General features: G+C 60.3%; 22 protein-coding genes. 14 read left to right on the top strand and 8 right to left on the bottom strand.

Annotated features, from left to right (window positions below; all coding sequences use genetic code 11):
• Positions 1-77: 77 nt before the first annotated feature.
• The 3 genes from CKV89_RS03490 to CKV89_RS11690 are packed head-to-tail and all read right to left on the bottom strand — an operon-like array spanning position 78 to position 2,765.
• On the bottom strand, positions 78-746 hold the full coding sequence (locus CKV89_RS03490; RefSeq protein WP_051277656.1) for an ABC transporter ATP-binding protein: 669 nt from the start codon (positions 744-746) through the stop codon (positions 78-80).
• A complete protein-coding gene (locus CKV89_RS11685; protein WP_161626194.1) occupies positions 743-1,858 on the bottom strand; it encodes a hypothetical protein in 1,116 nt (371 codons plus the stop codon). Before CKV89_RS11685 ends, CKV89_RS03490 begins: the two co-directional genes overlap by 4 nt.
• Positions 1,782-2,765 carry a hypothetical protein gene (locus tag CKV89_RS11690; RefSeq protein ID WP_154657684.1) on the bottom strand — a complete coding sequence of 328 codons (984 nt, stop codon included), beginning with the start codon at positions 2,763-2,765 and terminating at the stop codon, positions 1,782-1,784. Before CKV89_RS11690 ends, CKV89_RS11685 begins: the two co-directional genes overlap by 77 nt.
• Positions 2,766-3,063: 298 nt before the next feature.
• Between CKV89_RS11690 and CKV89_RS03500 the strand changes: the two genes are divergently transcribed.
• The 8 genes from CKV89_RS03500 to CKV89_RS03535 all read left to right on the top strand — a co-directional run bounded on the left by CKV89_RS03500 (position 3,064) and on the right by CKV89_RS03535 (position 12,185).
• Positions 3,064-4,656 carry an FAD-dependent oxidoreductase gene (locus CKV89_RS03500; RefSeq protein WP_051277657.1) on the top strand — a complete coding sequence of 531 codons (1,593 nt, stop codon included), beginning with the start codon at positions 3,064-3,066 and terminating at the stop codon, positions 4,654-4,656.
• A gap of 40 nt (positions 4,657-4,696) precedes the next feature.
• Positions 4,697-5,332 carry an isopentenyl-diphosphate Delta-isomerase gene (idi, locus tag CKV89_RS03505; protein ID WP_231935437.1) on the top strand — a complete coding sequence of 212 codons (636 nt, stop codon included), beginning with the start codon at positions 4,697-4,699 and terminating at the stop codon, positions 5,330-5,332.
• Positions 5,333-5,451: 119 nt separating this feature from the next.
• On the top strand, positions 5,452-6,927 hold the full coding sequence (locus CKV89_RS03510) for a phytoene desaturase family protein (protein ID WP_028327618.1): 1,476 nt from the start codon (positions 5,452-5,454) through the stop codon (positions 6,925-6,927).
• Positions 6,924-7,820 (top strand): phytoene/squalene synthase family protein, encoded by an 897-nt coding sequence (locus CKV89_RS03515; RefSeq protein ID WP_051277658.1) that lies wholly within the window; start codon positions 6,924-6,926, stop codon positions 7,818-7,820. Before CKV89_RS03510 ends, CKV89_RS03515 begins: the two co-directional genes overlap by 4 nt.
• Positions 7,817-8,965: a lycopene cyclase family protein gene (locus CKV89_RS03520; protein WP_028327619.1), complete on the top strand. Its 1,149-nt coding sequence runs from the start codon at positions 7,817-7,819 to the stop codon at positions 8,963-8,965. The genes CKV89_RS03515 and CKV89_RS03520 overlap by 4 nt, the downstream gene beginning before the upstream one ends.
• On the top strand, positions 8,962-10,233 hold the full coding sequence (locus CKV89_RS03525; protein WP_051277659.1) for a cytochrome P450: 1,272 nt from the start codon (positions 8,962-8,964) through the stop codon (positions 10,231-10,233). The genes CKV89_RS03520 and CKV89_RS03525 overlap by 4 nt, the downstream gene beginning before the upstream one ends.
• A gap of 41 nt (positions 10,234-10,274) precedes the next feature.
• Positions 10,275-10,742, top strand: a complete 468-nt coding sequence (locus tag CKV89_RS03530) for an SRPBCC family protein (protein ID WP_028327620.1) — start codon at positions 10,275-10,277, stop codon at positions 10,740-10,742.
• A 126-nt stretch (positions 10,743-10,868) separates the two neighbouring features.
• On the top strand, positions 10,869-12,185 hold the full coding sequence (locus CKV89_RS03535; RefSeq protein ID WP_084441221.1) for a dicarboxylate/amino acid:cation symporter: 1,317 nt from the start codon (positions 10,869-10,871) through the stop codon (positions 12,183-12,185).
• Positions 12,186-12,280: 95 nt separating this feature from the next.
• On the opposite strand, the gene CKV89_RS03540 is transcribed toward CKV89_RS03535, so the two are convergent.
• Entirely contained in the window at positions 12,281-13,336 is a 1,056-nt protein-coding gene (locus CKV89_RS03540; RefSeq protein WP_028327621.1) for an NYN domain-containing protein, read from the bottom strand.
• Between the two features lie 631 nt (positions 13,337-13,967).
• Positions 13,968-14,393, bottom strand: a complete 426-nt coding sequence (locus CKV89_RS03545; RefSeq protein ID WP_157728076.1) for an META domain-containing protein — start codon at positions 14,391-14,393, stop codon at positions 13,968-13,970.
• Positions 14,394-14,640: 247 nt separating this feature from the next.
• Between CKV89_RS03545 and CKV89_RS03550 the strand changes: the two genes are divergently transcribed.
• From CKV89_RS03550 to guaA, 4 genes are all read left to right on the top strand, one after another.
• The gene (locus CKV89_RS03550; protein ID WP_028327622.1) at positions 14,641-15,762 is read left to right on the top strand and encodes a GuaB3 family IMP dehydrogenase-related protein; all 1,122 of its coding nucleotides are present in this window, start codon (positions 14,641-14,643) and stop codon (positions 15,760-15,762) included.
• Positions 15,763-15,952: 190 nt separating this feature from the next.
• Entirely contained in the window at positions 15,953-16,771 is an 819-nt protein-coding gene (locus CKV89_RS03555) for an SURF1 family protein (RefSeq protein ID WP_034401342.1), read from the top strand.
• The gene (locus CKV89_RS03560; RefSeq protein WP_028327623.1) at positions 16,768-17,109 is read left to right on the top strand and encodes a DUF3817 domain-containing protein; all 342 of its coding nucleotides are present in this window, start codon (positions 16,768-16,770) and stop codon (positions 17,107-17,109) included. The genes CKV89_RS03555 and CKV89_RS03560 overlap by 4 nt, the downstream gene beginning before the upstream one ends.
• Positions 17,110-17,202: 93 nt before the next feature.
• The gene (gene guaA / locus CKV89_RS03565; protein ID WP_028327624.1) at positions 17,203-18,774 is read left to right on the top strand and encodes a glutamine-hydrolyzing GMP synthase; all 1,572 of its coding nucleotides are present in this window, start codon (positions 17,203-17,205) and stop codon (positions 18,772-18,774) included.
• A 96-nt stretch (positions 18,775-18,870) separates the two neighbouring features.
• On the opposite strand, the gene hemG is transcribed toward guaA, so the two are convergent.
• Complete coding sequence (gene hemG, locus CKV89_RS03570; RefSeq protein ID WP_154657685.1) at positions 18,871-20,328, bottom strand: protoporphyrinogen oxidase; 1,458 nt, start codon at positions 20,326-20,328, stop codon at positions 18,871-18,873.
• A 199-nt stretch (positions 20,329-20,527) separates the two neighbouring features.
• Between hemG and CKV89_RS11695 the strand changes: the two genes are divergently transcribed.
• Positions 20,528-21,484 (top strand): hypothetical protein, encoded by a 957-nt coding sequence (locus CKV89_RS11695; RefSeq protein ID WP_157728077.1) that lies wholly within the window; start codon positions 20,528-20,530, stop codon positions 21,482-21,484.
• Here CKV89_RS11695 and CKV89_RS03575 read toward each other — a convergent pair.
• Both CKV89_RS03575 and CKV89_RS03580 read right to left on the bottom strand, forming a co-directional pair.
• Complete coding sequence (locus CKV89_RS03575; RefSeq protein ID WP_028327626.1) at positions 21,473-22,789, bottom strand: anaerobic C4-dicarboxylate transporter family protein; 1,317 nt, start codon at positions 22,787-22,789, stop codon at positions 21,473-21,475. The two genes, CKV89_RS11695 and CKV89_RS03575, sit on opposite strands and share 12 nt — an antisense overlap.
• Positions 22,790-22,868: 79 nt before the next feature.
• On the bottom strand, positions 22,869-24,185 hold the full coding sequence (locus CKV89_RS03580; RefSeq protein WP_154657687.1) for a GNAT family N-acetyltransferase: 1,317 nt from the start codon (positions 24,183-24,185) through the stop codon (positions 22,869-22,871).
• Positions 24,186-24,283: 98 nt separating this feature from the next.
• Here CKV89_RS03580 and CKV89_RS03585 point away from each other — a divergent pair, with 98 nt between their 5' ends.
• Positions 24,284-25,618 carry a Mur ligase family protein gene (locus CKV89_RS03585; protein ID WP_028327628.1) on the top strand — a complete coding sequence of 445 codons (1,335 nt, stop codon included), beginning with the start codon at positions 24,284-24,286 and terminating at the stop codon, positions 25,616-25,618.
• Positions 25,619-25,621: the final 3 nt, after the last annotated feature.

The following is a 25,621-nucleotide window of genomic DNA, read 5'->3' on the forward strand; positions in this document are numbered from 1 at the left end:
TGTGGCGCCCAGTCCTGTAGTTGCGGGGTGGGCGCCACAGCCATCTGCTGTTTTCGGGTGGCGTGGTGGGGGAGTGGTTACTTCATGGTGTCGAGGTTGATGATGTTGTCGCAGTCTTGGGCTACTCGATCGTCGTGAGTGACGATGAGTACTGCGGCGCCATCGTTGGCTAATCCGCGAAGCAGGTCGACTACTGCGCGTGCGTTGTCGTTGTCCAGGGATCCGGTTGGTTCGTCAGCTAGCACCACGGAAGGGTGTTTAAGTAACAGGCGAGCCAGAGCGACGCGTTGACGTTCGCCGCCGCTGAGTTCAAGGATGGAGCGTTTGAGGAACCCGGGAAGCCCGACTTTGAAGAGGGCTTCTTCCATGTCGTCGCGGTGGCGGCGCGCGGACCAAGCACCATAGACCACGGCGAGGTTGCCCATGACGTCGGTGTTTTCGATGAGGGCGTAGTCCTGAAACACGAAGCCGAGGACATCACGGCGCAGCAACCTGCGGTTGCGGCTGTTAGCTCGGGAGATGTTTTTCCCCGCGACGGTGATGGTGCCTGTGGTGAGTTTTTCCAGCCCTCCGACCGCGTTTAGCAGGGTAGTTTTCCCTGATCCGCTTGACCCGCGAAGCGCAGTCATCTCCCCAGGGGAAACAGTGAAACTGAGGTCACGCCAGAGCACGTGGTCGCCGAAGGCCTTGGAAGCGTTTTCTACCTGCACACCCGTAGATGCTGCAGAAGTGATTGTGGTGTTCATGCGTGGCCTTCCTGGCGGTGGTCGGTGCGGGCTGTGGTGATGGCTAGTGATGTGATGAAGACGGTGATGGCGATGGCGCATCCGAGCGTTCCTGCCCATCCCAGGAGGGCGAGTCGGTCGTCTTCGCCTGGGGGGAGTGATTCGCTGGTGCTTGGGGTGATGAAGATGCTCCATGCGGTCACGGTGGCGATGGTTAGGAGCGTGTAGCCAAATACGGCGATGCTGTGGCGGCGTAGCCAGGAGTGGCCGGTTACCCATTCAGCGAAGAGGCGTTGGCGTCTGGATTGGACCCAGAGTGCAGCTAGTGCTGTTGAGGAAATGATCAGGATGATGATTCCCAAGATGAAGGTGACTGTTTGCTGCGCTAAATCTTGCGCAGCCTTATCGCGAGCCTCTATGCGTGCCTGATCAGAACTAACAAGAGAATGTACATATGTAGTTAGCTTCCCATCAGAGACAACTTTTTCTGCTGCTGCGCGCGATGTGAAAACAAGTTGCGATTTTGTGATCGCGGCAGCTAAATCAACATTTGAAACCGGTGTTAACCCATCCGACAAAAGAACAACAACCGGATCTTTTATCGACGTTTTTGTATTTAAGCCGTAGATGTCATTTATTAGCGGCCAAGCGGCAGAGGTGATCACGTGCGTACTAATTTGAGCGAGATTTCCAGACCCCTCTCCGGCTTGTAGCTCAAGGTAAGCCTTCACTCCTTTGTCAATTGCTTCTTCATAAGGTCGGCGATTTTCCGGAATGTAGATATTTATTCTATTGTCGGTTGACGGAGTTTCTCCTACTGTAGATTTCAATTCTGGATATGCTTTTAGGTAAGTAGAATTCACTAACAGTATGGAAGTGGGTCCGCCGGGAAGGTCCTGAGGTTGTGAGCTGCTCTCTATCTCCTGGGCTAGTAGAACACCCCCGTAGATGTCAGATTTTCGCAGCTCTTCGCTAAGAATGAGATTAATTTCATCAGATTTTTTTGCGCTGTTGGTGGATCCCGAAAGTGTCATGTAGGTGATTCCCTGCATGTTTTCAGATATTTGCTGCGAGAAGCGCTGCATTTTCGAAGAAAGTAAAAGCAGTGAGATGAGCACAGTAATTGCAGTCATTAACTGTAACAATGTTCATGACAGTCAGCGCAGTAAGGGTAGGAAGAGCGTCGGTGCGTCCCGCAAGGCTGTTTCGGATGCTTCGAGATGTCGCTAAATTGACACCAACAAATAATGAAATGATGGTGACAATAAGTAAAACTAAGGTGACTCCTGTAGTTAACAAAAAGAAACGACTAATTTCATTCCAGTCATTAATTAGTTTAAGGGCTACCAAAGCTATCGTTATTACCGGAAGGCCAATAGCTACCCCGGGAGCTGCTCCTCTTCTGATGGTGGCTGCGATAATTCTGATCCTGCTGTGCCCATGTAACCGGGCAACCGCGAATGGTCTTGCTGACTGTAGTGACAAACCCAGTGTCAATACGCTGAGGAGAAGGACGATTAGAGAAGCACTGGGAGCAACGTATCCGCTGAATGCGTATAGAAGTGGTTCCCAGCTAAGTGAGGAAGGAAAATCTTGTGCTATGTATCCGTGTGAGTTAAAAAGATTAATCAGGCCATGATGATCGTCCCCGAAGACATAGTAGAAAGCCCTAACTTCGTTAGTTGGATCTTTGGGGAGTCCTGCTACTTGTTGCTCTACTGAAGGATGGAATGTTGTCCGGGGGACGCGGGGTCCGGTGGGTGATTCAGTGATGTAGAGAGATCTGTTTCGGAAAATGCGAGAACGATCGTTGCGTTTTCGAGCGATCGATACGCCGTGTTTTACAGCGTACTCAGCGAGCGCTTCATCGACTTTTTCCTGAGGAGAAGGAGAAGCGTTTTCTTTATGATCTTTCACCCATATGGTTCGTGAACTTCCGACAGGTCCTTCGAGATCTAAAACTGCCATCACTGTGCCAGTGAGCAGTAGTCCGAATACTAGTGCCAAAACCGGAGGTAAAAACCAGCGGTTTAATTTCATAAATCCCCCTCAAGCGGTGCGGCTAAGGCACATAAGCCGCCCCTAATCGCCGCCGAACCGCACAATGTGGCAGCAGGGCGCATCTATGTGACCGAATCTGAACCCCCTGCGCGCAGAACACTCACCGGGCCTGAGGTGCAACGAGATTAACAACCTGAACGCAACTTGAGAAGCGAAATAGAAGACCGCCCACCCCCACCCCCTCGCACACAAAAAACCCACCCCGCCCACAACACCACCAACCGACACAACCCCGAATCACCCAGACCCAGAAGACAACACCACTAGGCTGCGAAACATGGCCGGGACCACACACCCAACCCCACGCCCCCACCCACCAGGCCGCGACAAACGCGCCCAACACCACCCCGGCCCCACCGGCGCCCCCCACGCCAACGGCCAACACGTCATCATCATCGGAGCCGGAATCGCCGGACTCTCCGCAGCCACCGAACTAGCCGAACGCGGCGTCAAAGTCACCATCCTCGAACGCGAAAACCACCTCGGCGGCCGCGTCAGCTCCTGGCCCATCACCATCAACGGCCAACCCACCAACATGAGCCGCGGATTCCACGCCTTCTTCCGCCAGTACTACCAACTCCGCGCACTCCTACGCCGCACCGACCCCCACCTCAACGCACTACGCCCCGTCACCGACTACCCCCTCGACCTAGCCGACGGGCCCCGCGACTCCTTCACCCACATACTCCGAACACCACCACTCAACCTCATCGGATTCCTCACCCAATCACCCTCATTCCCCCTACGCGCCCTCCCCAAAGTCAACATCGACAAAGCCATGGGCCTACTCGACGTGCACTTCCCCCAGACCTACACCGACCACGACGGAATCAGCGCCGCAGACGTCCTAAACCAACTCAACTTCCCCCACAGCGCCCGCCACCTCGCCCTCGAAGTCTTCGCCCGCAGCTTCTTCGCCGACCCCCACGAATTCTCCGGCGGAGAACTCATAGCCATGTTCCACACCTACTTCATCGGATCCGCCGAAGGACTCCTCTTCGACGTCGCCGCAGACCAATACGACACCGCCCTCTGGCAACCCCTCGCCCAATACCTCACCCACCACGGCGCCACCATCTGCACCAACACACCCGCCAACCACATCGAACCCACCCCCCACGGCATCAACGTCCACACCCCCACCACCACCCTGAGCGCCGACGCCATCGTCCTAGCCACCGACATCACACCCCTACAACACCTCATCACCGCCAGCCCCAACCTCGGCACCCCCACCTGGCGCAAAAACATCACCCAACTACGCACCGCCCCACCCTTCGCCGTATGGCGCCGCTGGCTCGACACCCCACCCGCCCCCAACACCCCAGACTTCCTCGGCACCAGCGGATACGGCCCCCTCGACAACATCTCAATGATCCATCAATTCGAAAAAACCGCACACCAATGGGCCCACACCAACCACGGCAGCGTCATCGAACTCCACGCCTACGCCCTCCCCGAAAACACCGACCCCACCACCCTCAAAAACCAACTCACCCACCAACAAAACCGACTCCACCCCGAACTCGCCAACGCCAAACAACTCGGCGAACAATGGCTCATACGCAACGACTGCGCACTCATCGACACCTCACCCTGGAACCAACGCCCCAACACCACCACACCCGACCCACGCATCGTCCTGGCCGGTGACGCAATCCGCTGCGACTACCCCGTAGCCCTCATGGAACGCGCCGCCACCACCGGAGTCCTCGCCGCCAACCACCTCCTAAAAACCTGGGGCATACACGGGGCGGACATATGGACCACCCCCACCACACCACGCCTACCAGGCATCCCACTAGCCCGCCGCGCACTACGCCGCCTCACCAAACACACACCACAACACCCCAACACCCAAAAACACTAGATAACACCAACAACACAATCCCATTGATAAGTTCACCCACGTGACCCCACCCACCACGGACACCCCCACCAACACCACCACCGGGCAACCGTGGCCACCAACACCCAAACACACCCCACTACGCGCACTCCTAAACCGCATCCGCCCCACCCCCAACGAAGACCTCGTCATCCTCGTCAAAAACGGCCACGACATCGGCACCGCCAACCGACTCCACATCCACACCACCAACACCCCCCTCCACCGCGCCTTCTCCACCTACCTACGCCGCGACGACGGACGCGTCCTCATCACCCGCCGCGCCATCACCAAAACCACCTGGCCAGGAGTCTGGACCAACACCGCCTGCGGACACCCCCGCCCCGGCGAAACACCCACCCAAGCCGCCACCCGCCGTGTCCCCGAAGAACTCGGCACCCCACCCCTAAACCTCCGCACCAAAATCCCCAACTTCACCTACCGCGCCACCGACGCCTCCGGCATCGTCGAAAACGAAATCTGCCCCGTCCTCGTCGGTGAAATCGACCACACCACCCTCAACCCCAACCCCAACGAAGTAGCCGAACACGCCTGGGTCCACTGGGAAGACCTACGCCACACAGCACGCACCATGCCCCACCTCCTCAGCCCATGGAGCGTCCTACAAATCAACGCCCTCGGCGACAACCCCTGGTAACCCCACCTCAACCACCACCCACCAGGCAAGACCCGCCGAAGAACCCAAGATCCCGGAGAAAACCAAACAGCTCAATACGATCCGTGTGACGGTCACCCACACCCGTCCGAAGGGGCAACATGAGCACGGTCGTCGTCATCGGTGCAGGACTGGCAGGCCTATCCGCCGCCTGCCACCTCGTCTCACAAGGACACCGAGTCCTCGTCATCGAAAAAGAATCCGGCCCCGGAGGACGCGCCCTACGCATACGCCAAGACGGCTTCACGTTCGACCTCGGCCCGACCGTGATGACCATGCCCGAACTCCTCGACGAACCCCTACGCGCCATCGGCTCATCCCAACAAAAAGCCGTCCCCATGCGCCAACTCGACCCCGCCTACCGCGGAGTCTTCGCCGACCACAGCGAACTACTCATCCGCAACTCCACCGAAGCAACCGCACAACACATCCACCACCTCTGCGGACCCCACGACGCACAAGCACTCCGAGAACTCGAACCCTTCCTCGCCGAGCTCTACACCACCGCCCTACCCCACTTCATCGACACCAACTTCGACTCCCCACTAGACCTACTCCGCTCACCACAAGCAGCACTCAAACTCCTCAAAATGGGCGCCTTCGCACCCATGGCAAAAATGATCAACACCCGCATCAGCGACGAACGCCTCCGCCGCATGCTCACCTTCCAAGCCCTCTACGCCGGACTATCCCCAACCACCGCCCTAGGCGTATACGCCCTCATCACCTACATGGACACCTTCCGCGGCGTCTACCTACCCGAAGGCGGCATGGGCGCCATCCCACACGGCATGGCCCAAGCCCTCGCACCCCACGCCACCATCCACTACGACACCACCGTCCACAGCCTCATGCGCGGACGCGGCGGACGCACCGTCGGCGTCAACACCAACGACGGCCCCATCCCCGCCGACGCCGTCATCTGCACCATCGACACACCCACCGCCTACCGATACCTCCTACCCGACCTCCCCCTACCCCGCCCCCTACGCAACCCCACCTACTCACCATCAGCCGTCGTCTGGCACGTCGGCGCCCGCGGACCACTACCCCCCAACGCCGCCCACCACAACATCCACTTCGGCCACGCCTGGGAAAACTGCTTCACCGAACTCATCAACCACCAAACCCTCATGAGTGACCCAGCCCGCCTCGTCACCATCTCCTCACTCGGCGAACCCCACCTCGCCCCACCCGACACCCACACCCTCTACATCCTCGAACCCGTCCCCAACCTCAACGGCAACATCGACTGGAACACCGAAACCACCCACATACGCGAACGACTCCACGCCTTCCTCGACGAAAACAACTACCCCACAGACATCATCACCGAACGCCTCATCACCCCCCTGGACTGGAAAAACCTCGGCATGGCAGCCGGAACCCCCTTCGCCCTAGCCCACCACTTCCGACAAACCGGCCCCTTCCGCCCCGCCAACCACGAACCACGCATCCCCGGCCTCTTCTTCGCCGGATCCGCAACCATCCCCGGCGTAGGCGTCCCCATGGTCCTCATCAGCGGAAAACTCGCCGCCCAACGAACCAGAAACTACCTACGGAAAAAACACCTATGACCTTCACCCCCCGCCTACCCACCCACAACCACCTCACCCTCGGCTACCGCCAATGCCGCCACCTCACCTGGAAACACGGCACCACCTACTACTGGGGAGCAGCCCTCCTACCACCCCCACAACGCCGCCACGTCCACGCCATCTACGCCCTATGCCGCCTCGCCGACGACATCGTCGACGCCCCCAACGCCACCCACGACCCCACCCTCATCCCCGCCACCCGCAACGCCCTCACCACCTTCGCCAACCGCTTCCACAACGCCATCGACAACCCCGCCAACGAAACCCCCACCCTCGCCGCCATCGCCACCTCCGTACGCCAAACCCACATCCCCATGGAATGCTTCGACCGCTTCTTCAATGCCATGGCCATGGACCTCGACACCGAAAAATACGAAACCTGGAACGACCTCCTCCACTACATGGACGGATCCGCAGCCGTCATCGGCGAAATGATGCTCCCCATCCTCGGCGCCACCCACCCCGACGCCCGCGAACCCGCCCGAGCCCTCGGATTCGCATTCCAACTCACCAACTTCCTGCGCGACATCAAAGAAGACCTTGACCGCGGACGCATCTACATCCCCCAAGAAGACCTACGCCACTTCGGCGCCGACCCCACCCAAGGCCACGTCGACGAACCCTGGCGCCAACTCATGACCTTCCAAATCGCCCGCAACAGACAGCTCTACCAACAAGCCGACACCGGCATCCCCCTACTACCCAACGCCTCCGCACGCTGCGTCGCCACCGCCCGAGTCCTCTACTCCCGCATCCTCAACCTCATCGAAAACGCCGACTACGACATCTTCTCCAAACGATTACGCCTACCCACCTGGCGCAAAGCACTCACCGCAACCCACGGACTCATCACCCCACCCCACCCCCAATGAACACCGACATCGCCATCATCGGACTCGGGCCCGCCGGACGCGCACTCGCCCACCGACTCACCACCCACGGCGCCCACGTCACCGCCTACGACCCCCACCCCCACCGCCCCTGGAAACACACCCTCGGCGGCTGGGCCCACCAACTCCCCACCTGGCTCCCACCCCACACCGCCACCACCCGCGCCCCCACCACCGTCATCCACACCAACCACCGCGCCCCCCTCTTCGACGAATACGTCATCCTCGACACCCCCGCCCTCCAACAAGCCCTCACCCTCGACAACGTCACCATCCACACCACCACCATCAACACCAACCAACTCCACACCCTCGCACCCATCGTCATCGACACCCGCGGCAACCAGCACCCCCCACCAGCACACACCCCCATCCAAACCGCCTACGGCATCACCCTCCACCCCACCCAAGCCGCCCCCCTACTCCAAGACGCCGACGCCGTCCTCATGGACTGGCGCCCCCACGACGGCACCCCAACATGGGGACACCACACCGCCAGCTTCTGCTACACCATCCCCCTACCCAACGGCCGCATCCTCACCGAAGAAACCATCCTCGCCGCCACACCCCCCATCCCCACCACACACCTCGCCCAACGCCTCCACACCCGCCTAGCCCGCCACGGCATACACCCAGACCCCACCAGCACCACCGAACACGTCCACATCCCCATGCTCCCCACCACCCCTCACCACCGACACCCACGATTCGGCGCAGCCAGCCACCAAAACAACCCCCTCACCGGCTACAGCGTCTTCGCCAGCCTCGCCGCCGCAGACACCGCCGCCCACACCCTCATCCACCACGGCCACCTCCCACCGGCACCCCCAGCCACAACCATCATCCGCCGCCTGGCCCTCAATGCCCTCACCCGCCTCAACGGACACCACACCTTCAACCTCTTCGACGCCTACAACCACCTCCCAGCACACAAACAACGCGCCATCATGGACCCCACCACCAACGCCCCCACCCTCCTCAACGCCCTCACCACCCAATGGGCCAACCTGCCCCCAGACACCCGCGCCACCCTCATCGCAGCCACCACCAACCTCACCCCACGCCACCACCAGGACACCCCACGCCACCACCAGGACACCCCACGCCACCACCAGGACACCCCATGACCACCCCAAGCCACCGACGCGCCAACCACCCCAACGAACCACCCCCCACCAGCAACTGCCTAGCCACCTTCACAAACGGCGCCTGGCGAATCCGATCACTCCACACCGCCCGCCACATACTCCGAGCCAGACACCACACAACCCAAGCCGGATTCACCGCCGAAAAAATCCCCCACATCCACACCAAACACCGCCCCATCCTCATCTCCGACGGACCACTCCACGACGAACAACGCCGCCACGTCGCCCGCTTCTTCGCCCCCACCGTCGTCGCCACCTACCAACCCCTCATGGCCCGCACCGCCGAAATCGCACTCGACCCCACCCAACACCACGGCCACATCCACCTCGACGAACTCGCCCTGCACTACGCCGTCGAAGTCACCGCCCACATCGTTGGCCTCACCCACAACCGCCCCGGCGAAACCGAAACCCAACGCCACCAACGCATCACCGCCATGTCCCACCGACTCACCACCTTCTTCAACCAACCACCCTTCGACATCACCCGCAAAGACCTCGGCCGCACCCACAAACAATGGCTCCAAGCCGCCCGCAACGGCCTCAAACCCATCATCCAATTCTGGTGGCACGACGTTCGGCCCGCCCTACAACAACGCCGCCGCAACCCCAGCGACGACGTCATGAGCCACCTCCTAGCCCACAACGCCACCACCACCGACATCCTCATCGAAGCCATCACCTACGGCACCGCCGGAATGGTCACCACCCGCGAATTCATCTGCATGGCCGCCTGGCACCTGCTCACCAACCACGACCTACGCACCCACTACCTCACCAGCGACCAACCCGCACGCCTAGCCACCCTCGCCGAAATCATCCGACTCGAACCCGTCGTCGGGCACATATGGCGCCGCGCCACCACCGACATCAACCCCAACCCCACCACCTGCATCAAAGCCAGCCAACTCATCGACATCAACATCCGCAACGCAAACACAGACCCCAGCGCAGTAGGCGAAGACCCCCACCACCTACACCCAGGCCGCACCACCAGCCCCGGAATCGACGCCACCGGACTCGCTTTCGGCGACGGCGCCCACGCCTGCCCAGGAAAAACACTCGCACTACTCGAAACAGACGTACTCCTCACCCGCCTGCTCGCCCTCAAACCACACCTACATGCCCCACCCACCATCACCTGGGACGAACTCGTCGCCGGCTACCAAATCCGCAACATGCACCTCCTCACCCAAAAACCACCACACCCCAGCCCTTCACCTCACCGCCACGCCCGCGCTACGTAAACACAACCAAATAAAGCCAATGCAATGCGTAACGTGACCACATGAATATTCACGACATCGAAACAATCGACTGCCCATCCCACCAGGTAGCCAAACGCGCACTCATCAACGCACCGGCACACAGCCTCTTCGAAATGATCGCCAACCCCCACCGGCACCACGAATTCGACGGCTCCGGCACAGTCCAACCAACCGTCATCGGCCCACGCGAACTACACCTCGGTGACCGATTCACCGTCGCAATGCGCCTAGGACCAATCCGCTACAAAATCACCAGCACCGCCACCGAAATCACCACCGACCGCGTTATCGAATGGCGCCACCCCGGCGGACACCACTGGCGCTACGACCTCGACCCCGTCGACGCCACCACCACCCTGCTGACCGAAACATTCCGCTACGACAACACCCACCTACCAACCTTCTACGAACTACTGCGCATCCCTCAACGCAACAGCCGCTCCATCCACCACACCCTCGCCACCATCCAAACCATGCACAACAACTAGCCCCAACTGGCGAAATAAACACACATAGTGTTTGGTTATCCATAACGCACTGAGTGGCGTGGGGGCTAAAACACACCGACACGCGCCTAACCGCCACACCATCACACCGAGAACAAAGGCACACGCATGTCGACCGAAACCGCCCCACCCAAACGCCGCATATTCCCCTCCTACACAGTCCAAGTACTCCTCGCACTCGTCCTGGGAGTCGCCCTAGGACTCATCGCCCGAACAGCCAACATCACCTGGCTCGCCGCCACCCTCGACATCACCGGCACCCTCTTCGTCCAACTCCTCAAACTCACCATCCCCATCCTCGTCTTCACCGCCGTCGTCAGCTCCATCGCCCACTTACGCGGTGTCACCGGCGCAGCCCGCCTCGCCGGCCAAACCCTCCTCTGGTTCGCCGCCACCGGACTAGCCGCCTCACTCACCGGCCTGGCCGTCGGCCTCATCACCAACCCTGGCCGCGGCGTCACACTCGACATGAGCGCCGCCCACGCACCCAAAAACACAGGCAGCTGGCTCGACTTCATCACCGGCATCATCCCCACCAACGTCGTCGGCGCATTCGTCGAAAACAACGTCCTCCAAATTGTCTTCATCGCCGCCGTCATCGGCGTAGCCACCATCAAAGTCGGCGACGCAGCTCAACCCTTCCTCGACCTCGTCGATTCCCTCCTCGAAATCGTCCAAAAAGCCCTCTGGTGGGTCATCCTCCTAGCCCCCATCGGCACCCTCGGACTCATCGGCCGCGCCGTCGCCCAATACGGCTGGGACCTCATCGGCCCCCTAGCCACCTTCACCGCCGACATCTACATCGGATGCTTCGTCGTCCTAGCCATCCTCTACCCACTCTTCCTACGCTTGGGCGCCGGCCTATCCGTCCGCAAGTTCTACGCCGCAGCCTGGCCAGCCATCCAACTCGGCTTCGTCTCCCGTTCCTCCGTCGGCACCATGCCCCTCACCCAACGCATCACCACCGAACGACTCGGCGTTGACCGCGGCTACGCAGCATTCGCCATCCCCTTCGGAGCCACCTCAAAAATGGATGGCTGCGCCGCCGTATACCCCGCCATCGCAGCAATCTTCGTAGCCCAAATCTTCGGCGTAGACCTCACCCTGGCCCAATACGCCCTCATTGTCTTCGTCTCCGTTATCGGCTCGGCCGCCACCGCAGGACTCAACGGCGCAACCGTCATGCTCACCCTCACCCTGTCCACCATCGGACTGCCACTCGAAGGCGTCGGACTCCTCCTGGCAGTCGACCCCATCATCGACATGATCCGCACCGCCACCAACGTCACCGGACAAGCCGCCATCACCGCCGTCGTCGCAGCCCGCGAAAACCTCCTCGACCACGACACCTACCAAGCACCCAACACAGACCTCAACGAAACCACCCCCAGCCACACCGAAAACATCACCATGGCCCACAGCTAACCCACCACACTCAATGGGCCCGATATTCCACGCAATCACCGTGGAACAGCGGGCCCACTCACAAACCCACCACAACACCCAACAAACCCACCCCGCTACACACCATTCTTCTGACGCTCATCCACCACCTGCCAAAAATGACCCCGCAACGCGTGCCGATCATTCTCACCCAACTCCGGAGTATCAATCCGCAACGACAAATCCCGTAACAAAGCCCGATCCACCTCCGGCGGAACCGTAGGCCGACGCTGCAACAACCGATCCCAATCCTCATCAGTAGCAGCCTCCAACCACGCCGCCAACACACTGCGACACACCGCATCAATACTCTCCGGACTGGCCTCCACCGCACCAGACACCTGCTCAAACACCCAGTCAGTACTCACCACATCACTCGAATACACAATCTGAGTTGGCTCCACCACCGGACTAGCATCCGCAGGAAGATGCACACCCACCTCCACATCACCCGGATGCGGCCGCCGCCTATCCAACAAAGCCGGAGTCGGCCGGCCCGACAACGACTCCTGCGCTGACTCCTCCAAACCCGCATCCACCCCACACCCCTCTACCTCACCCTCCACCGACGAAGCAGGACGCGGAATCCTCTTCACCACCGCCGGAATAGTCTCCTGATCAATCACCGTCACCCCATCGGCCTCCATCTGCAGATGACGCGCCACCGCATACGCCTGCCCCTGCGCATCAGGCACCGCCAACACATTCACCTGCACCCCATGCAGCTGCGCCTCCTCCACCGCCTCGGTCAAATCATCATCACCAGAAAGCAAATACGCGACATCAACAGCCCGATTACGGGCATGCGTTACCAAATCCAACCCCAGCCGAAGATCGACGCCCTTCTGCTCACCGGAATAACTACGCCGCCCCAAACGCACCTTGACCCGAGGAAGAAGAGCAAGCGCTTGCTGTGTCGCATCCGCACGACCCGTCGCCGCATTACCAGAGTCGTACCAATTAATGCGCAGAAGAGGTAAGCCACTGTCGCGCTCCACCTGTTCGGCGAGCCTCTTCATAAGCAAAGCGTGATCAATGCTCACCGCAGCCCGTAAAGAAGTGCCACTCACCAACATGGATGAGGAAGCAAGGAGGTATCCGGCGTCGACATACACCGCACAACAAGAACGCATACGTCCACCGTCTCACGGCTGCAGGAACCCTCAACGCTCTTGAAACTCCGGATTTTTGAGATGACTTCGCGAAAGATAAGGAACGAGCCGACAAAACACAGCCCCACCAGGACCTGCCCGCAGTACACAATCCAGTGAGCCCGCCACCGCAACTCATCCGCGAACTTCACACGCAGCAGCTGGTAAAGACCACACTACGCAAAAACGCTTCCTCGCCCGCGCGCCGCCCCACAGATGGGGTTCGGGAAGCACGGCAGAACGCGCGGGCGACGAAGGAAAAACACCACACATGCGAACGTGTTCAAAAACCCATCAAGAAAACTGTTCATCCTCACGGACCGACAGTTGCCTGAACTGAGAACACGCCACCCCCACATGAGGTGGAAAAGAAGAACTCACCGAGCAATAAGCGGAAGCAACACGCACACGGCGGCCATCTTCAATGCGTTCACAAACGCACACCTGCACCACAACAGCAGGCACAGCACAACGAACTAACCGATAAACAAACTGCCAACTCTAAAAGCACGGTTTCGGTGCCGATACTCACCGGAAGAAAAACTCAACCCCGGGATGGCGCGGCATAAGCCGTCACCGAAACCGTGCACGGTTACAACAGTCGATCGACCTATCAGTCGGTGCGGACCGCGGTGTACTTAGCCCCGTCCTTAGTGGTCAGCGTGAGCTTCTTGTCGCTGTACTCGAACTTCGCAGGCTTCTCGAAGATGGAGTGGTAAACATCTGCGACCTTGTTCACCTTGTCATCGACACAAGCAGCCTGAGTCGTGGCCAGACCCGAGGTGGTGATGGTCTTGTCAGCAACCTTGGCCTTACCGAAAACGTGGTTGCAGGCGTCTTCGCCCTCGAAGGTGCCGTCCTTCTTGATGGTGAACTTCGCGTCTTTAGTGATCTTGGAGTCGACGCCCGGCATCACCAGGTGCCAGGAGTGTCCACTGACCGGGTCCTGCGCAGACACGGCAGCGTGAGCGGCGTATGCGGCACCACCCAACAGAAGAGTGGTCGCGGTGATCGCAGTAGCGATACGAATGCCCTTCATGACTATGCCCCTTTCTGTGGTTCCGCCCATACAGCCTCAGCTAAGCCAAGACCCTACGAGAGTGAACCTTCCCGAAAATGTGACTAACGCTCTGTTCCAACGAAAACCGTTCAACCAAGGTTCCCGATGTGACACCAAACACACAAGATTTTTCCAAAAACGGGAATCACCACCGCACACCCAGCACACACCCACCGCACACTCAACCGTCACCGCCACGACCCGATCTGCACGTTAGCCTTAACCCGTGACTGAGATTGAGATCGGCCGGGGCAAGCGCGCACGCGCCGCCTATTCGCTTGACGACATCGCGGTAGTGCCCTCACGCCGCACCCGCGACCCGCGTGACGTCTCAACGTCATGGCAGATCGATGCCTACCACTTCGACCTGCCTTTCATTGCAGCTCCTATGGACTCAGTGATGAGTCCCGCCACTGCGATCCAATTCGGCCAATCCGGAGGACTGGGCGTCCTAGACCTCGAAGGCCTATGGACCCGCTACGAAGACCCCACCGCGCACCTGCAACAAATCATCGAAGCCGAGCCAGCCGAAGCTACTGCTCTACTCCAAAAAATCTACGCCGAACCCATCAAACCCGAACTCATCACCGCCCGGCTCAAAGAAATGCGCGAAGCGGGCGTCACCGTTGCTGGCTCCCTGACACCGCAACGTACCCAGGAACACTGGAAAACCGTCATCGACGCCGGTGTCGACATCTTCGTGATCCGCGGAACCACTGTCTCGGCAGAACACGTCTCCAGCGAAGCTGAACCCCTCAACCTCAAACGCTTCATCTACGAACTCGACGTACCAGTCATCGTCGGTGGCGCAGCCACCTACCAAGCCGGACTGCACCTCATGCGCACCGGAGCCGCAGGTGTCCTCGTCGGATTCGGCGGAGGGCGAGCGCTCACCACCCAGCAAACCCTCGGCATCCAGGCACCACTAGCCACCGCCATCTCCGACGTCGCAGCAGCCCGTCGTGACTACATGGATGAATCCGGCGGCCGCTATGTGCACGTCATCGCCGACGGAGGAATGGGGCGCTCCGGCGATGTCGTCAAAGCCATCGCTTGCGGAGCTGACGCCGTCATGCTCGGCGCGGCCCTGGCCCGAGCCACCGACGTCCCCGGCGGCGGATACCACTGGGGAGCAGAAGCCCATCACCCCGAACTCCCGCGCGGCGAGCGCGTCGCCGTAGGTGCGCTCGGCACCATGCAAGAGATCCTCTTCGGCCCAGCCCACGCAGCTGGCGGCAAAACCAACTTCGTTGGTGCGCTCCGCCGCGCCATGGCCACCACCGGCTATGTCGACGTTAAAGATTTCCAGCGTGTTGGTGTCGTCACCGGAGCCACATTCGGTAAGTAACCCCACGACTAGGAGCGACTGCAGCAGGGCCTAAACCTGATCATCTCTTACTCCAGCGGGGCCGAGGGAAACGGAATAACAGCCATCCTCGGCCCCAAAACACTCCCAAAAAACAACATTGACGCTTCACCATGATGTAAGCCACGCCAGCAAACCCCGCTGGCCTAGCTCTTCTCGATAGGGTGGACCCGTGCTGCGGACCGCCCTTAAACCCAAATGGCTCGGCCTGCTCCTGCTCGTGCTCCTGGTCGTTGTCTCTTTCACGTGGCTCGGCTTCTGGCAACTCGACGTCGCCCAAGCCAAACAGCAACGTGAGGCAGCCGAATATGCACGTTCACAGCCCTACGCCCCCATCAACAGCCTCCTGCCACCTCATCACCCCCTCACTCAGCAGCTCGTCGGACGTAAAGTCACTGCCACCGGCGCCTACGTACCCGAACATCAACTCATCGTCACCCCGCGCTTAAACAACGGCCAGGCCGGAGCGTGGGTCATGACACCGCTCAACACCGGTGACGCCTACGTGCCTGTCGTGCGTGGCTGGGTCCGAGATCCCGCGCACGTACAGCCCCCACCAACCGGCACCGTCACTGTCACCGGTGTGCTTGCTCCACCTGAATCTGCACCCAGCGAACCTACCCTCCTTCCCAGTGGGCAAGTCGCCACCATCGACCTCGCCCATCTGGTCAACACCTGGAACACCCAGACCTACAGTGCCTTCGTTATCACCGCTACCGAAACCACACCCGGACCAGATGGGAAAGCCACCCCCATCACCAGCTGGCGCCCTGAGACCATCCCTGCGCCACAGCCCGACACAGGTGGTATCCAGTGGCGCAATCTCGCCTATGCCCTGCAGTGGTGGTTCTTCGCCGCCTTCGCCGTATATATGTGGATACGCATGGTTCGGGACGACGCCGCCACCGACGCAGCGATAGCGCGAGGCGAAACTGCCACCACTGCACCTATCGACCCCTGGAAAGACACCCCCACAGGAGAAAAACCATGACCACACCCTCACTGCCTTACGACCAAGAAAAAATTGCTCGCTCACTCATGCTTTTCCGGGTCATGGCCTTCATCGTCGGTGTTGGTCTACTGCTTCTTTTGCTCGAAATGGTCCTCAAATACGGCTTCAACAATCACATGCTCGACTGGTGGCAGATCCCTCACGGTGTTCTGTACATGGTGTACATCGCTGTCACCTTCGCCCTGTCCAGCACCACCCGTATGCCGTTGGGTAAAACGTTGGGCATCATGCTTTCCGGGTGCATTCCCTTCCTTTCTTTCTGGGTGGAGCACAAAGTGACTCAAGAAATTCGCACTCGTTTTCACCTGAACTCCTAAGGGAGCTGTAACCCGCAGGTGTAGCTCTTTGGTGTCTTTCAACACCGGTGCTGGCATCGCACCTGTGGACACACAAGCACTACACTCACCGGAGTGAGCGCCGACCTGCATTCTCGCCCCGTCCTCGTCGTGGACTTCGGAGCCCAGTACGCGCAACTCATCGCGCGACGCGTCCGGGAAGCGAACGTCTATTCGGAGGTAATTCCGCACACCACCTCTGTCGCTGAAATCCTTTCCCGTAATCCAGGGGCAGTGATTCTTTCTGGTGGCCCGTCCTCTGTTTATGCCGATGGGGCCCCAGCCCTTGACCCGGCTCTTCTGGAAGCTGGCATCCCTGTTCTGGGGTTGTGTTACGGCTTCCAGGCCATGGCGAACGCTCTGGGGGGTGAGGTGGCTCGCACCGGTAGCCGTGAGTACGGATCGACCGAAATTAGCCGCAACGGCCAAAGCATTCTTCTCCAGGGCAGCCCTGACACTCAGGTCGTGTGGATGAGCCACGGTGATGCTGTCGCTGAGATGCCCGAAGGCATCACGGTCACTGCCACTTCTCCCGGTGCTCCGGTGGCTGCTTTTGAGGACCCGGCTCGTCGTCTGTTCGGTGTCCAATGGCACCCAGAGGTACACCACTCTCACTATGGTCAGAAACTTTTGGAAAGCTTCCTCAAGGCTGCGGAACTTCCTGGTGATTGGAATGCTTCAAGCATTGTTGACGATCAGGTAGCGAAGATTCGCCAGACTGTCGGTGAGGACCGCGTTATTTGCGGGCTTTCTGGTGGGGTGGACTCCTCTGTTGCGGCAGCGCTGGTGCAGCGTGCGGTGGGTAACCAGCTGACCTGTGTGTTTGTTGATCACGGTCTGCTTCGTTCTGGAGAAGCGGAGCAGGTTCAGCAGGACTTCGTTGCTGCCACAGGCGTTGACCTTGTGACTGTCGATGCAGCGGATGTTTTCCTGGAAGCTCTCGCTGGCGTGACAGACCCCGAGACCAAACGCAAGATCATTGGCCGTGAGTTTATTCGCGCGTTCGAGCGCGCTGCCCGTGACATTGTGACTGACCGCGGTGACGAAGAGCATCCAGTCAAGTGGCTCGTCCAGGGCACCCTCTACCCGGACGTGGTTGAGTCTGGTGGTGGTTCGGGAACAGCCAACATCAAGTCGCATCACAACGTTGGTGGGCTTCCTGATGATCTTGAGTTCGCTCTCATTGAGCCGCTGCGAGACCTGTTTAAAGACGAGGTGCGCCAGGTTGGTCTCGAACTTGGAGTGCCTGAGGCAATCGTGTGGCGTCAGCCATTCCCTGGCCCGGGCTTGGGTATCCGCATTATTGGTGAAGTCACGCGAGAGCGTCTTGAAACATTGCGAGACGCCGACCGCATCGCACGCGAAGAGCTCACTGCCGCCGGGCTGGACCGTGACATTTGGCAGTGCCCGGTGGTGCTCCTGGCTGACGTGCGCTCCGTAGGAGTGCAGGGCGATGGCCGTACGTATGGCCACCCGATTGTTCTGCGCCCTGTTTCTTCGGAAGACGCGATGACAGCAGATTGGACGCGCCTGCCGTATGAAGTGTTGGCACGTATATCTAGCCGTATCACTAACGAGGTCGAAGAAGTGAACCGGGTGGTTCTGGACTGCACGTCCAAGCCGCCGGGCACCATCGAGTGGGAGTGAATCCCCAAAGGAGTTGGCCTCTGCTAATGCTGTAGAGGTGTAGCGAAAGAGGGTGCGGGTGCTGTGTGGCGCTCGCACCCTCTTTTGTGTGGGTGGTTAGGGCTGTGTTGTGTGTGCCGGGGTGTTGGTGATGTCGAGGTGTTTGAGCAGGCGTTGTGCGGCTTTGTTTGCGGAGGTGACGCAGGCTCCTACTCCTAGACCATCGTAGGAGGCTCCGGCTAGTTCTACTCCGGGTAGTGAGGTGGCTAGGTCGGTGCGAACGGCTGTGATGCGGTCGGTGTGGCCGACGGTGAGTTGGGGCAGTCCGGGTTTCCAGCGGTGGATGTGTGTCATGGCTGGTTTTGTGTTGATGCCGGTGAGTGTGTGGAGGTCGCGCAGTACTTGGTCGATGAGTGCGTCGTCGTCGAGGGTGGCGAGGAGGTTGTTTCCGGCGCGTCCTACAGAGAGCCGGAAGAGGGTGTTTTTGCCGTCGTCAAGGTGTGCCCATTTGCGGTCGAGGTGGGTTCCTGCTTTGAGGAGGGGGGCGTGTGCGGAGGGGATGAGGAATCCGTTTGCGTTGAGCGCGGGTAGGTGTGCGACGTCGTGGCGGGGGAAGGCCATGACGATGGTGGCGGTGTGTGCGGTTTCGATGTTGTCGAGGATGGCGGCTGCGGTGGGGGTGGTGGGGCGGATGAGGTTGGCGGCGGTGTGTGCGGGGGTTGCGATGACGATGGCGTCGGCGGTTAGCTGGCGTTCGTCGGAGAGGGTGAGGGTGTAGGTGGTTGTTCCGGTTTCGGTGGTGTGGCGGGTGAGTGTGGTGACGTTGGCGTCGAGTTCGACGGTGACGTTGGTGTCGCGTAGGAGGGTGTTGGTGAGGGTGCTTAGGCCGGTTGGCCAGCTGGCGAACATGGGGAGTGGGGTGGTGGTGTGTGTGGTTTTTGGTTGGCGGCGGCGTAGGAGGGAGCGTCCTTGGGTGGCTGCGGGGATGAGGGCTGGTGAGGTGGCGCGGAGGCTGAGGCGGTTGACGTCTCCGGAGTGGAGGGAGCCTAGGAGGGGGTCGACGAAGGCGTTGGTGACGGCGTGGCCGAATCGGTTGGTGACGAATTCGCCGACGGAGATGTCGTGTCCGGGGGTCAGGTCGATGCGGCCGGTGAGGTGTGCGTAGAGGGGTTCGAGGCCGGCGCGGGCTAGGGCTGGGATGTTGAGGATGCCGGAGGTGAGGACGGGCAGGATTTTGGTGGGGCCTGCTGGGCCGACGCCTTCGGGTAGGGGGCGTCGGCGTGTGCCGGTCCACAGCCAGCTGGTGCCTGGGCGTGAGCCGGTGAGGTTGGGGGTGAGGTTGAGTTCATCGACGAGTTCGCGCATGCCGGGGTGTGCCAGGTGGATGGATTCGGCGCCGAGGTCGATGGGTAGGTTGTTGAGTTCGGTGGTGTGGATTTGGCCGCCGGTGCGGGGGCTGCGTTCGAGGAGGGTGGTGGTTAGGCCTGCTTGGCAGAGGCGGCGGGCGGTGAGGAGTCCTGTGACGCCTCCGCCGACGACGATGACGGAGGTCGGGGTGTCGGTGGCGGGGTTCATGGTTACCTCGGTGTGTGGGGGATAGGGGGTGTTTCCCACAGTAGCGGGGGTGTCTGTGTTGTGCGTGTGAGCTGTGTTGGGGTGGGGTGCGGGAACGGTCACATTGTGTTGGGCGTCGGGTGGGGGAGGGGGTTTGTTGCTGTTGCGTGGATGTGGCGTCGTTGGCGTGGGTGCTGGTGGCGGATGCTGTTGGGGTTTTGTGAGTGTTGATTTTTATGGAAGCGGAAGTATGCAGTTGAGTCGTTGTGAGCGTGTTGTGTTTTCGGGTTTTTTGGAGCGGATTGGTGGTGCTGGGCGTCGGGCGTGTCTGTTTGGGGCGGGTTTGGTTGTTGCGGCGGTGGTGCTGCTTTGTGTGGTGATTCCGTTTTTTGTGTGGACGCGGTTGGGGCAGCGTGTGGATGAGCGGTCTCGTTGGTCTGCGTTGTTGCCGCCGGAGGTGAATGAGCGGTTTGACGCTGTGTTGACGCTTGTGAGCGTTCCTGCGGTGGCGGTGGGTTTGTTGGTGGTGGTGGGGATTGCGTTGTTGCGTCGTCGGTGGGATTTGGCGGTGTTTGCGGTTGTTCTTGTGGGGTTGGCGAATGTGACGACGCAGGTGGGGAAGGTGGTGATTCCGCGTCGTGATGTGGGGATTGGGGCGGAGAATACGTTGCCTAGTGGTCACATGACGGTGATTACGGGGTTGGCGTTGGCGTTGTTGGTGGTTGTGCCTCGGCTGGTGCGGGTGCCGTTGATGATGTTGTCGGCGTTTGCGTGCACGTTGGCTGGCGCTGTGATTGTGGTGATGCGGTGGCATCGGCCTAGTGATGTGGTGGCTGCGGTGGGGGTGTTGGCGCTGTGGTCTGGTGTTGCGGTGTTGGTGGCTGTGTGGTTGAGGTCGCGCGGTCGGGATGTGGGGTTAGAGGGGTCTGTGTCGGTGCGGGGTGTGGTTGCGTATGGGGTGGTGGCTTTGGCGGGGTCGGTGGCTGCTGGGGTGGTGTTGATTGCGTTGGGTTTAGTGGCTCATGAGGAGCCGAGCAATGTGGTGGTTGCTGCGGTGACGTTCGGGGCGATTGGTGTGGCGACGTGTGTGTTGATGGTGTTGTCGGTTGTTGCGGTGGATGAGCTGGATTGTGTGTCGGCGGGCTCATCCACCGCGGGTGGGGAGTTAGGCGACTAGTGGTGCGGTGATGAAGCCCAGGATGACGGTGACGAGGATGGCCACTGTTCCGGGTAGGACGAAGGGGTGGTCGAGGACGAATTTACCTACGCGGGTGGAGCCGGTGTCGTCCATTTCCATGGCTGCGACGGTGGTGGGGTAGTTAGGGAGGAGGTAGTAGTTGGCGACGGCGGGGTAGCTGGCCAGGAGCGCGATTGCGGGGAGTTTGAGGTTGACTAGCAGTGGCATGAATGCGGTGGTGGTTGCTGCGTGGGAGAACATGAGTGGTGCGGCGAAGTAGAAGAAGACTGCTGCGAGCCAGGGTTGTGCCTGGAGGGGGGCAGCGAGGGCTGCTTTGATTTCTTCCATGTAGTTGCCGACGAATACGTTGCCGAGCCAGGCCAGTCCCATGATGCAGATGGCGGCGGTCATGCCGGAGCTGAAGGTGTTTTGGGTGGCGATGAGTTTGGTGGGTTGTTTGGCTACGACGCAGATGAGGGCTGCTGCGGCGAGCATGATTGCCATGATGGCCGAGGTGGAGTCGATGGGGGCGTGGGCGATGAGTCCGAGTTGTTTTGAGGTGACGGTGGCGTAGGTGACGACGAGGATGAGGGCGATGAGGAAGATGATGAGGCTGGGGACGGCGCTGGGGGCGGGTTTGTATGTGTGGGTGGTGTTGGCTGCGTTTTTGCGGATGAGGCCTTGGGCTAGACGTTCTTTGTAGATGGGGTCGTCTTCGAGTTCGCATCCTTGGCGGGAGGAAACGAATGCGCCGATCATGCAGCCGATGAAGGTGGTGGGGATGACGATGGCTAGGCATTGGAGGTAGCCGACGTTGAGGGGGGTTAGGGCGACGGCTAGGGCGACCATTGCGGCTGAGATGGGGGAGGCTGCGACGGCGACTTGGGATGCGACGACGGCGATGGCTAGGGGGCGGGAGGGCCGGATTTTGTGTTCTTTGGCGACGTCGACGATGACGGGGATGACGGAGTAGGCGGTGTGTCCGGTGCCGCAGAGCAGGGACAGCATGTAGGTGACGAAGGGTGCTAGGTAGGTGATGTGTTTGGGGTGTTTGCGTAGGAGTACTTCGGTGAGGTGGACGAGGTGGTCGATGCCTCCGGCGAGCTGCATTGCTGCGACGGTGCAGATGACGGCCATGATGATGCCGATGACGGACCAGGGGACGTCTTTGGTGGCGGTGGTGTGCAGGCCTGTTGCGACGAGGATGACGACGCCTGCGCCTCCGGCGAGTCCGATTCCTATTCCCCCCAATCTGGCGCCGATGACGATGAAGAGGAGGGCAATGAGTAGGTGGAACCAGATCATGAGGGGCTCCCAGGGTGGTGGGGGTGTTAGGCGCTGGGTCGCGTCGTGGATTGTGCGGCGAGTCTAACTCTGTGTTGGTTTAGAAGTTGGTGAGGTCGTGGGGTGCATTGGGCCAGGTGAAAAGGGTTGCGACGCGGTGTAGGTCACGTTTTTGGGTGAGGTGTGCTTTGTCTTGGAGGATGAGGTCGGGCAGGGTGGGGATTCCGCCTCCTCCGCCGAGCCATAGGCTGGCCAGGGCGTTTATGTCGATGTGTAGGTGTGGGGTCTGGGGGTTTGGGGTGCTGGTGGGGTGGCAGGTGGCTTGGCTGTTGGTGTTGATGGTGAGGGTGTAGGTGCCGTCGGTGAGGTGGAGTGGGTCGGTGATAGTGAGGTTTATCTCACCGGGTAGGGGGTAGATGCGTGCGCTGAGGGCGGCTGGCACGTCGAGGATTCGGGTCCATAGGCCATCCCAGATGGGGCCGGATTGGGCAGCGCGGGGGTTGCTGAGGTACCAGGGCAGGGGTAGGTCGGGGTGTCCTAGGGCGTAGTCGATTTCGGTGATGAAGTCGGTGTTGGCGCAGTGGCGCCATAGTTCGCGTTCTGCGGTGGGGGTGCTGGCGCGTAGTTCGTGAATGGTCATGCGGTTTTCGTGGCGTCCCATTTTCCAGCCGTCGGGGAATGAGTAGGAGACTGCTCCGTCGATGTTTCCGTTGTTGTCGGTGTGGGCGGCGAACCATCGTGCTGGGGTGTTGGGTGTGTAGGTGGTGGGGTCGGTGTGGTGTTTCCAGTAGGTCAGGGGTGCGGTGATTGTTCCGGGGTGTGCTGCGCGCACGGCTGTTTCGATGTTGGTGAAGATGGTGGCGGCTTCGTGTGGGGTGATGATGCGTATGTGTCCGCTGGGTTGGCTGAGGAAGTGGCTTCGGTCAGGTCGTAGGGTCCAGGCGGTTCGTGCTGCGGACATGCCGAATCCGTAGCGGCCGTAGATTTCCCATTCGGCTGCGTGGAGGGCGGCGCAGACGTTTCCTGCGTTTTTGGCGCGGTGTAGTTCGCTGGTCATCCAGCGTCGGAGGATGCCTTGCCTTTTGTGTGTGGGTAGGACGACGACGTCGCTGATTGCGGTGGTGGGGATGTCGGCGCCGCCTGGTAGGGAGCACATGGAGTCCATAGATAGGAAGGAGGCGACGGCGGGTGTGTTGGGGGCGGCGGTGTCGTGGATGACGGTGGTGCGGAATCCGTCTTGGTTTAGGGATTCGGCGTAGGTGCTGAGGTCTGTTTCGGTGAGTCGGGGTGAGTGGAATACGAGTGCTTTGAGGTTGAAGACTTCGCGGACTTCATCCAGGTTGGCGGGGTTGATGAGGCTGGTGCGTAGTGTTTCTGAGGCCTGTTGGGTTGGGGGGTGTGGGGTGCGGTCGTTCATGTTTTCCACAGTATCGATGCTGGTTGTGGCGGGGGCGTGGAACAGCACCTTCGCTTCGGATGGCCTTTTGTGTGACCCACGGCCACTACTCTTGAGTTGTGCTAAGGACTAACGCAGCCGTCCTCGCGGGTAAGGCCACTCGGCTCGCTTCGCGTCTCCGTACGGGTGGACGTTCGGGAGGGTCGGCGTTGCCCGGCCTGGTAGCCGAGCGTCTCGATCCAGGTTTTCTTCGTAACGCGCTCGCTGACACGCACGGCGGGATTGTTGTTGTCAGTGGTACTAACGGAAAAACCACTACGACGAAGATGCTGGTAGCGGTGGTGCGTGCCCACGGGTTCTCGGTTTTTTCTAACCCGACTGGCAGTAACTTCACGCGTGGGGTCATTTCCGCGATGCTCGATGAGATCGGTCCTTCGGGCCGGTTGAAGGCTGATTACGCGATTCTGGAGTTGGATGAGGCTCATTCGATTCGTTTCGCGGAGGCTGTTGAGCCTACGCATGCGTTGCTGTTGAACGTTGCTCGTGATCAGTTGGATCGTTTCGCGGAGATCGACTACACGGCGCGTCTTTTGGAGGATTTGGCTAGTCGCACCACGCACGGTGTTGTGTTAAACCGGGATGATTCTTTTATTTCTCGGGCTGCGCAGAACGCGAATGTTCCTGAGGCGACGTGGTTTGGTTTGGACCCATCGATCGCTGATCGGGTAGCTGAGCTGCAGGAAGCGGATGTGCGTGAGGTTCCTGAGGGTGGTGCTGGTGCCTCAGGTCATGAGGGTGTTCCGGATCCGGGGCCTGCTGATGGTTTGCTGCGCACGATTGATGAGCGCAAGTTCGCGATCGATTTTCCTGGTGCTGACACGGTTGGTCCGTTGGAGCTTCAGCAGCGTGGTTTGGCGGCAATGATTAATGCCACGGCGGCCACGTCGATGGCTAAGCGTCTTCTGGGCGCTCGGTTCGATGCGCGTGTGGCTGCGGCGGCGTTGGCGTCGGTGGCTCCACCGTTTGGTCGTGGTGAGGTCATTCAGGCGGGCGATTCGAGTCTTGAGTTGGTGTTGGTGAAGAACCCGGCGGGTTTCTCGGTGGCATTGTCCACGTATGGGGGAACTCCGGTTCCGACGATGGTCGCGATTAATGACAACACTGCTGATGGGCGTGACGTCAGTTGGTTGTATGACGTGTCGTTTGAGTCGCTGCGGGAGCAGGGTGTGTATGCGACGGCAGGTATCCGTGCCTATGACATGGCGTTGCGGCTGCGGTATGACGATGTTGAGGTCGGTAGCGTCATTCCTGACTTGACGGAAGCTCTCGACACTTTCTTGGCGGCTCATCCGGGGCAGCCGCTTCGACTTTTCTGCACTTACACCGCGATGATGTCGCTGCGCCGCACTCTTGCTGAGCGCTATGACCTTCCCGACATCGGACAGGACGCGTGAAAG

The organism is Dermatophilus congolensis (assembly GCF_900187045.1).
GTDB lineage: Bacteria > Actinomycetota > Actinomycetes > Actinomycetales > Dermatophilaceae > Dermatophilus > Dermatophilus congolensis.

Coding starts and splice junctions, on each gene's coding strand:
- CKV89_RS03490 (WP_051277656.1), bottom strand. CDS start 746: ATGAACACCACAATCACTTCTGCAGCATCTACGGGTGTGCAGGTAGAA.
- CKV89_RS11685 (WP_161626194.1), bottom strand. CDS start 1,858: ATGACTGCAATTACTGTGCTCATCTCACTGCTTTTACTTTCTTCGAAA.
- CKV89_RS11690 (WP_154657684.1), bottom strand. CDS start 2,765: ATGAAATTAAACCGCTGGTTTTTACCTCCGGTTTTGGCACTAGTATTC.
- CKV89_RS03500 (WP_051277657.1), top strand. CDS start 3,064: ATGGCCGGGACCACACACCCAACCCCACGCCCCCACCCACCAGGCCGC.
- CKV89_RS03510 (WP_028327618.1), top strand. CDS start 5,452: ATGAGCACGGTCGTCGTCATCGGTGCAGGACTGGCAGGCCTATCCGCC.
- CKV89_RS03515 (WP_051277658.1), top strand. CDS start 6,924: ATGACCTTCACCCCCCGCCTACCCACCCACAACCACCTCACCCTCGGC.
- CKV89_RS03520 (WP_028327619.1), top strand. CDS start 7,817: ATGAACACCGACATCGCCATCATCGGACTCGGGCCCGCCGGACGCGCA.
- CKV89_RS03525 (WP_051277659.1), top strand. CDS start 8,962: ATGACCACCCCAAGCCACCGACGCGCCAACCACCCCAACGAACCACCC.
- CKV89_RS03530 (WP_028327620.1), top strand. CDS start 10,275: ATGAATATTCACGACATCGAAACAATCGACTGCCCATCCCACCAGGTA.
- CKV89_RS03535 (WP_084441221.1), top strand. CDS start 10,869: ATGTCGACCGAAACCGCCCCACCCAAACGCCGCATATTCCCCTCCTAC.
- CKV89_RS03540 (WP_028327621.1), bottom strand. CDS start 13,336: ATGCGTTCTTGTTGTGCGGTGTATGTCGACGCCGGATACCTCCTTGCT.
- CKV89_RS03545 (WP_157728076.1), bottom strand. CDS start 14,393: ATGAAGGGCATTCGTATCGCTACTGCGATCACCGCGACCACTCTTCTG.
- CKV89_RS03560 (WP_028327623.1), top strand. CDS start 16,768: ATGACCACACCCTCACTGCCTTACGACCAAGAAAAAATTGCTCGCTCA.
- hemG (WP_154657685.1), bottom strand. CDS start 20,328: ATGAACCCCGCCACCGACACCCCGACCTCCGTCATCGTCGTCGGCGGA.
- CKV89_RS03575 (WP_028327626.1), bottom strand. CDS start 22,789: ATGATCTGGTTCCACCTACTCATTGCCCTCCTCTTCATCGTCATCGGC.
- CKV89_RS03580 (WP_154657687.1), bottom strand. CDS start 24,185: ATGAACGACCGCACCCCACACCCCCCAACCCAACAGGCCTCAGAAACA.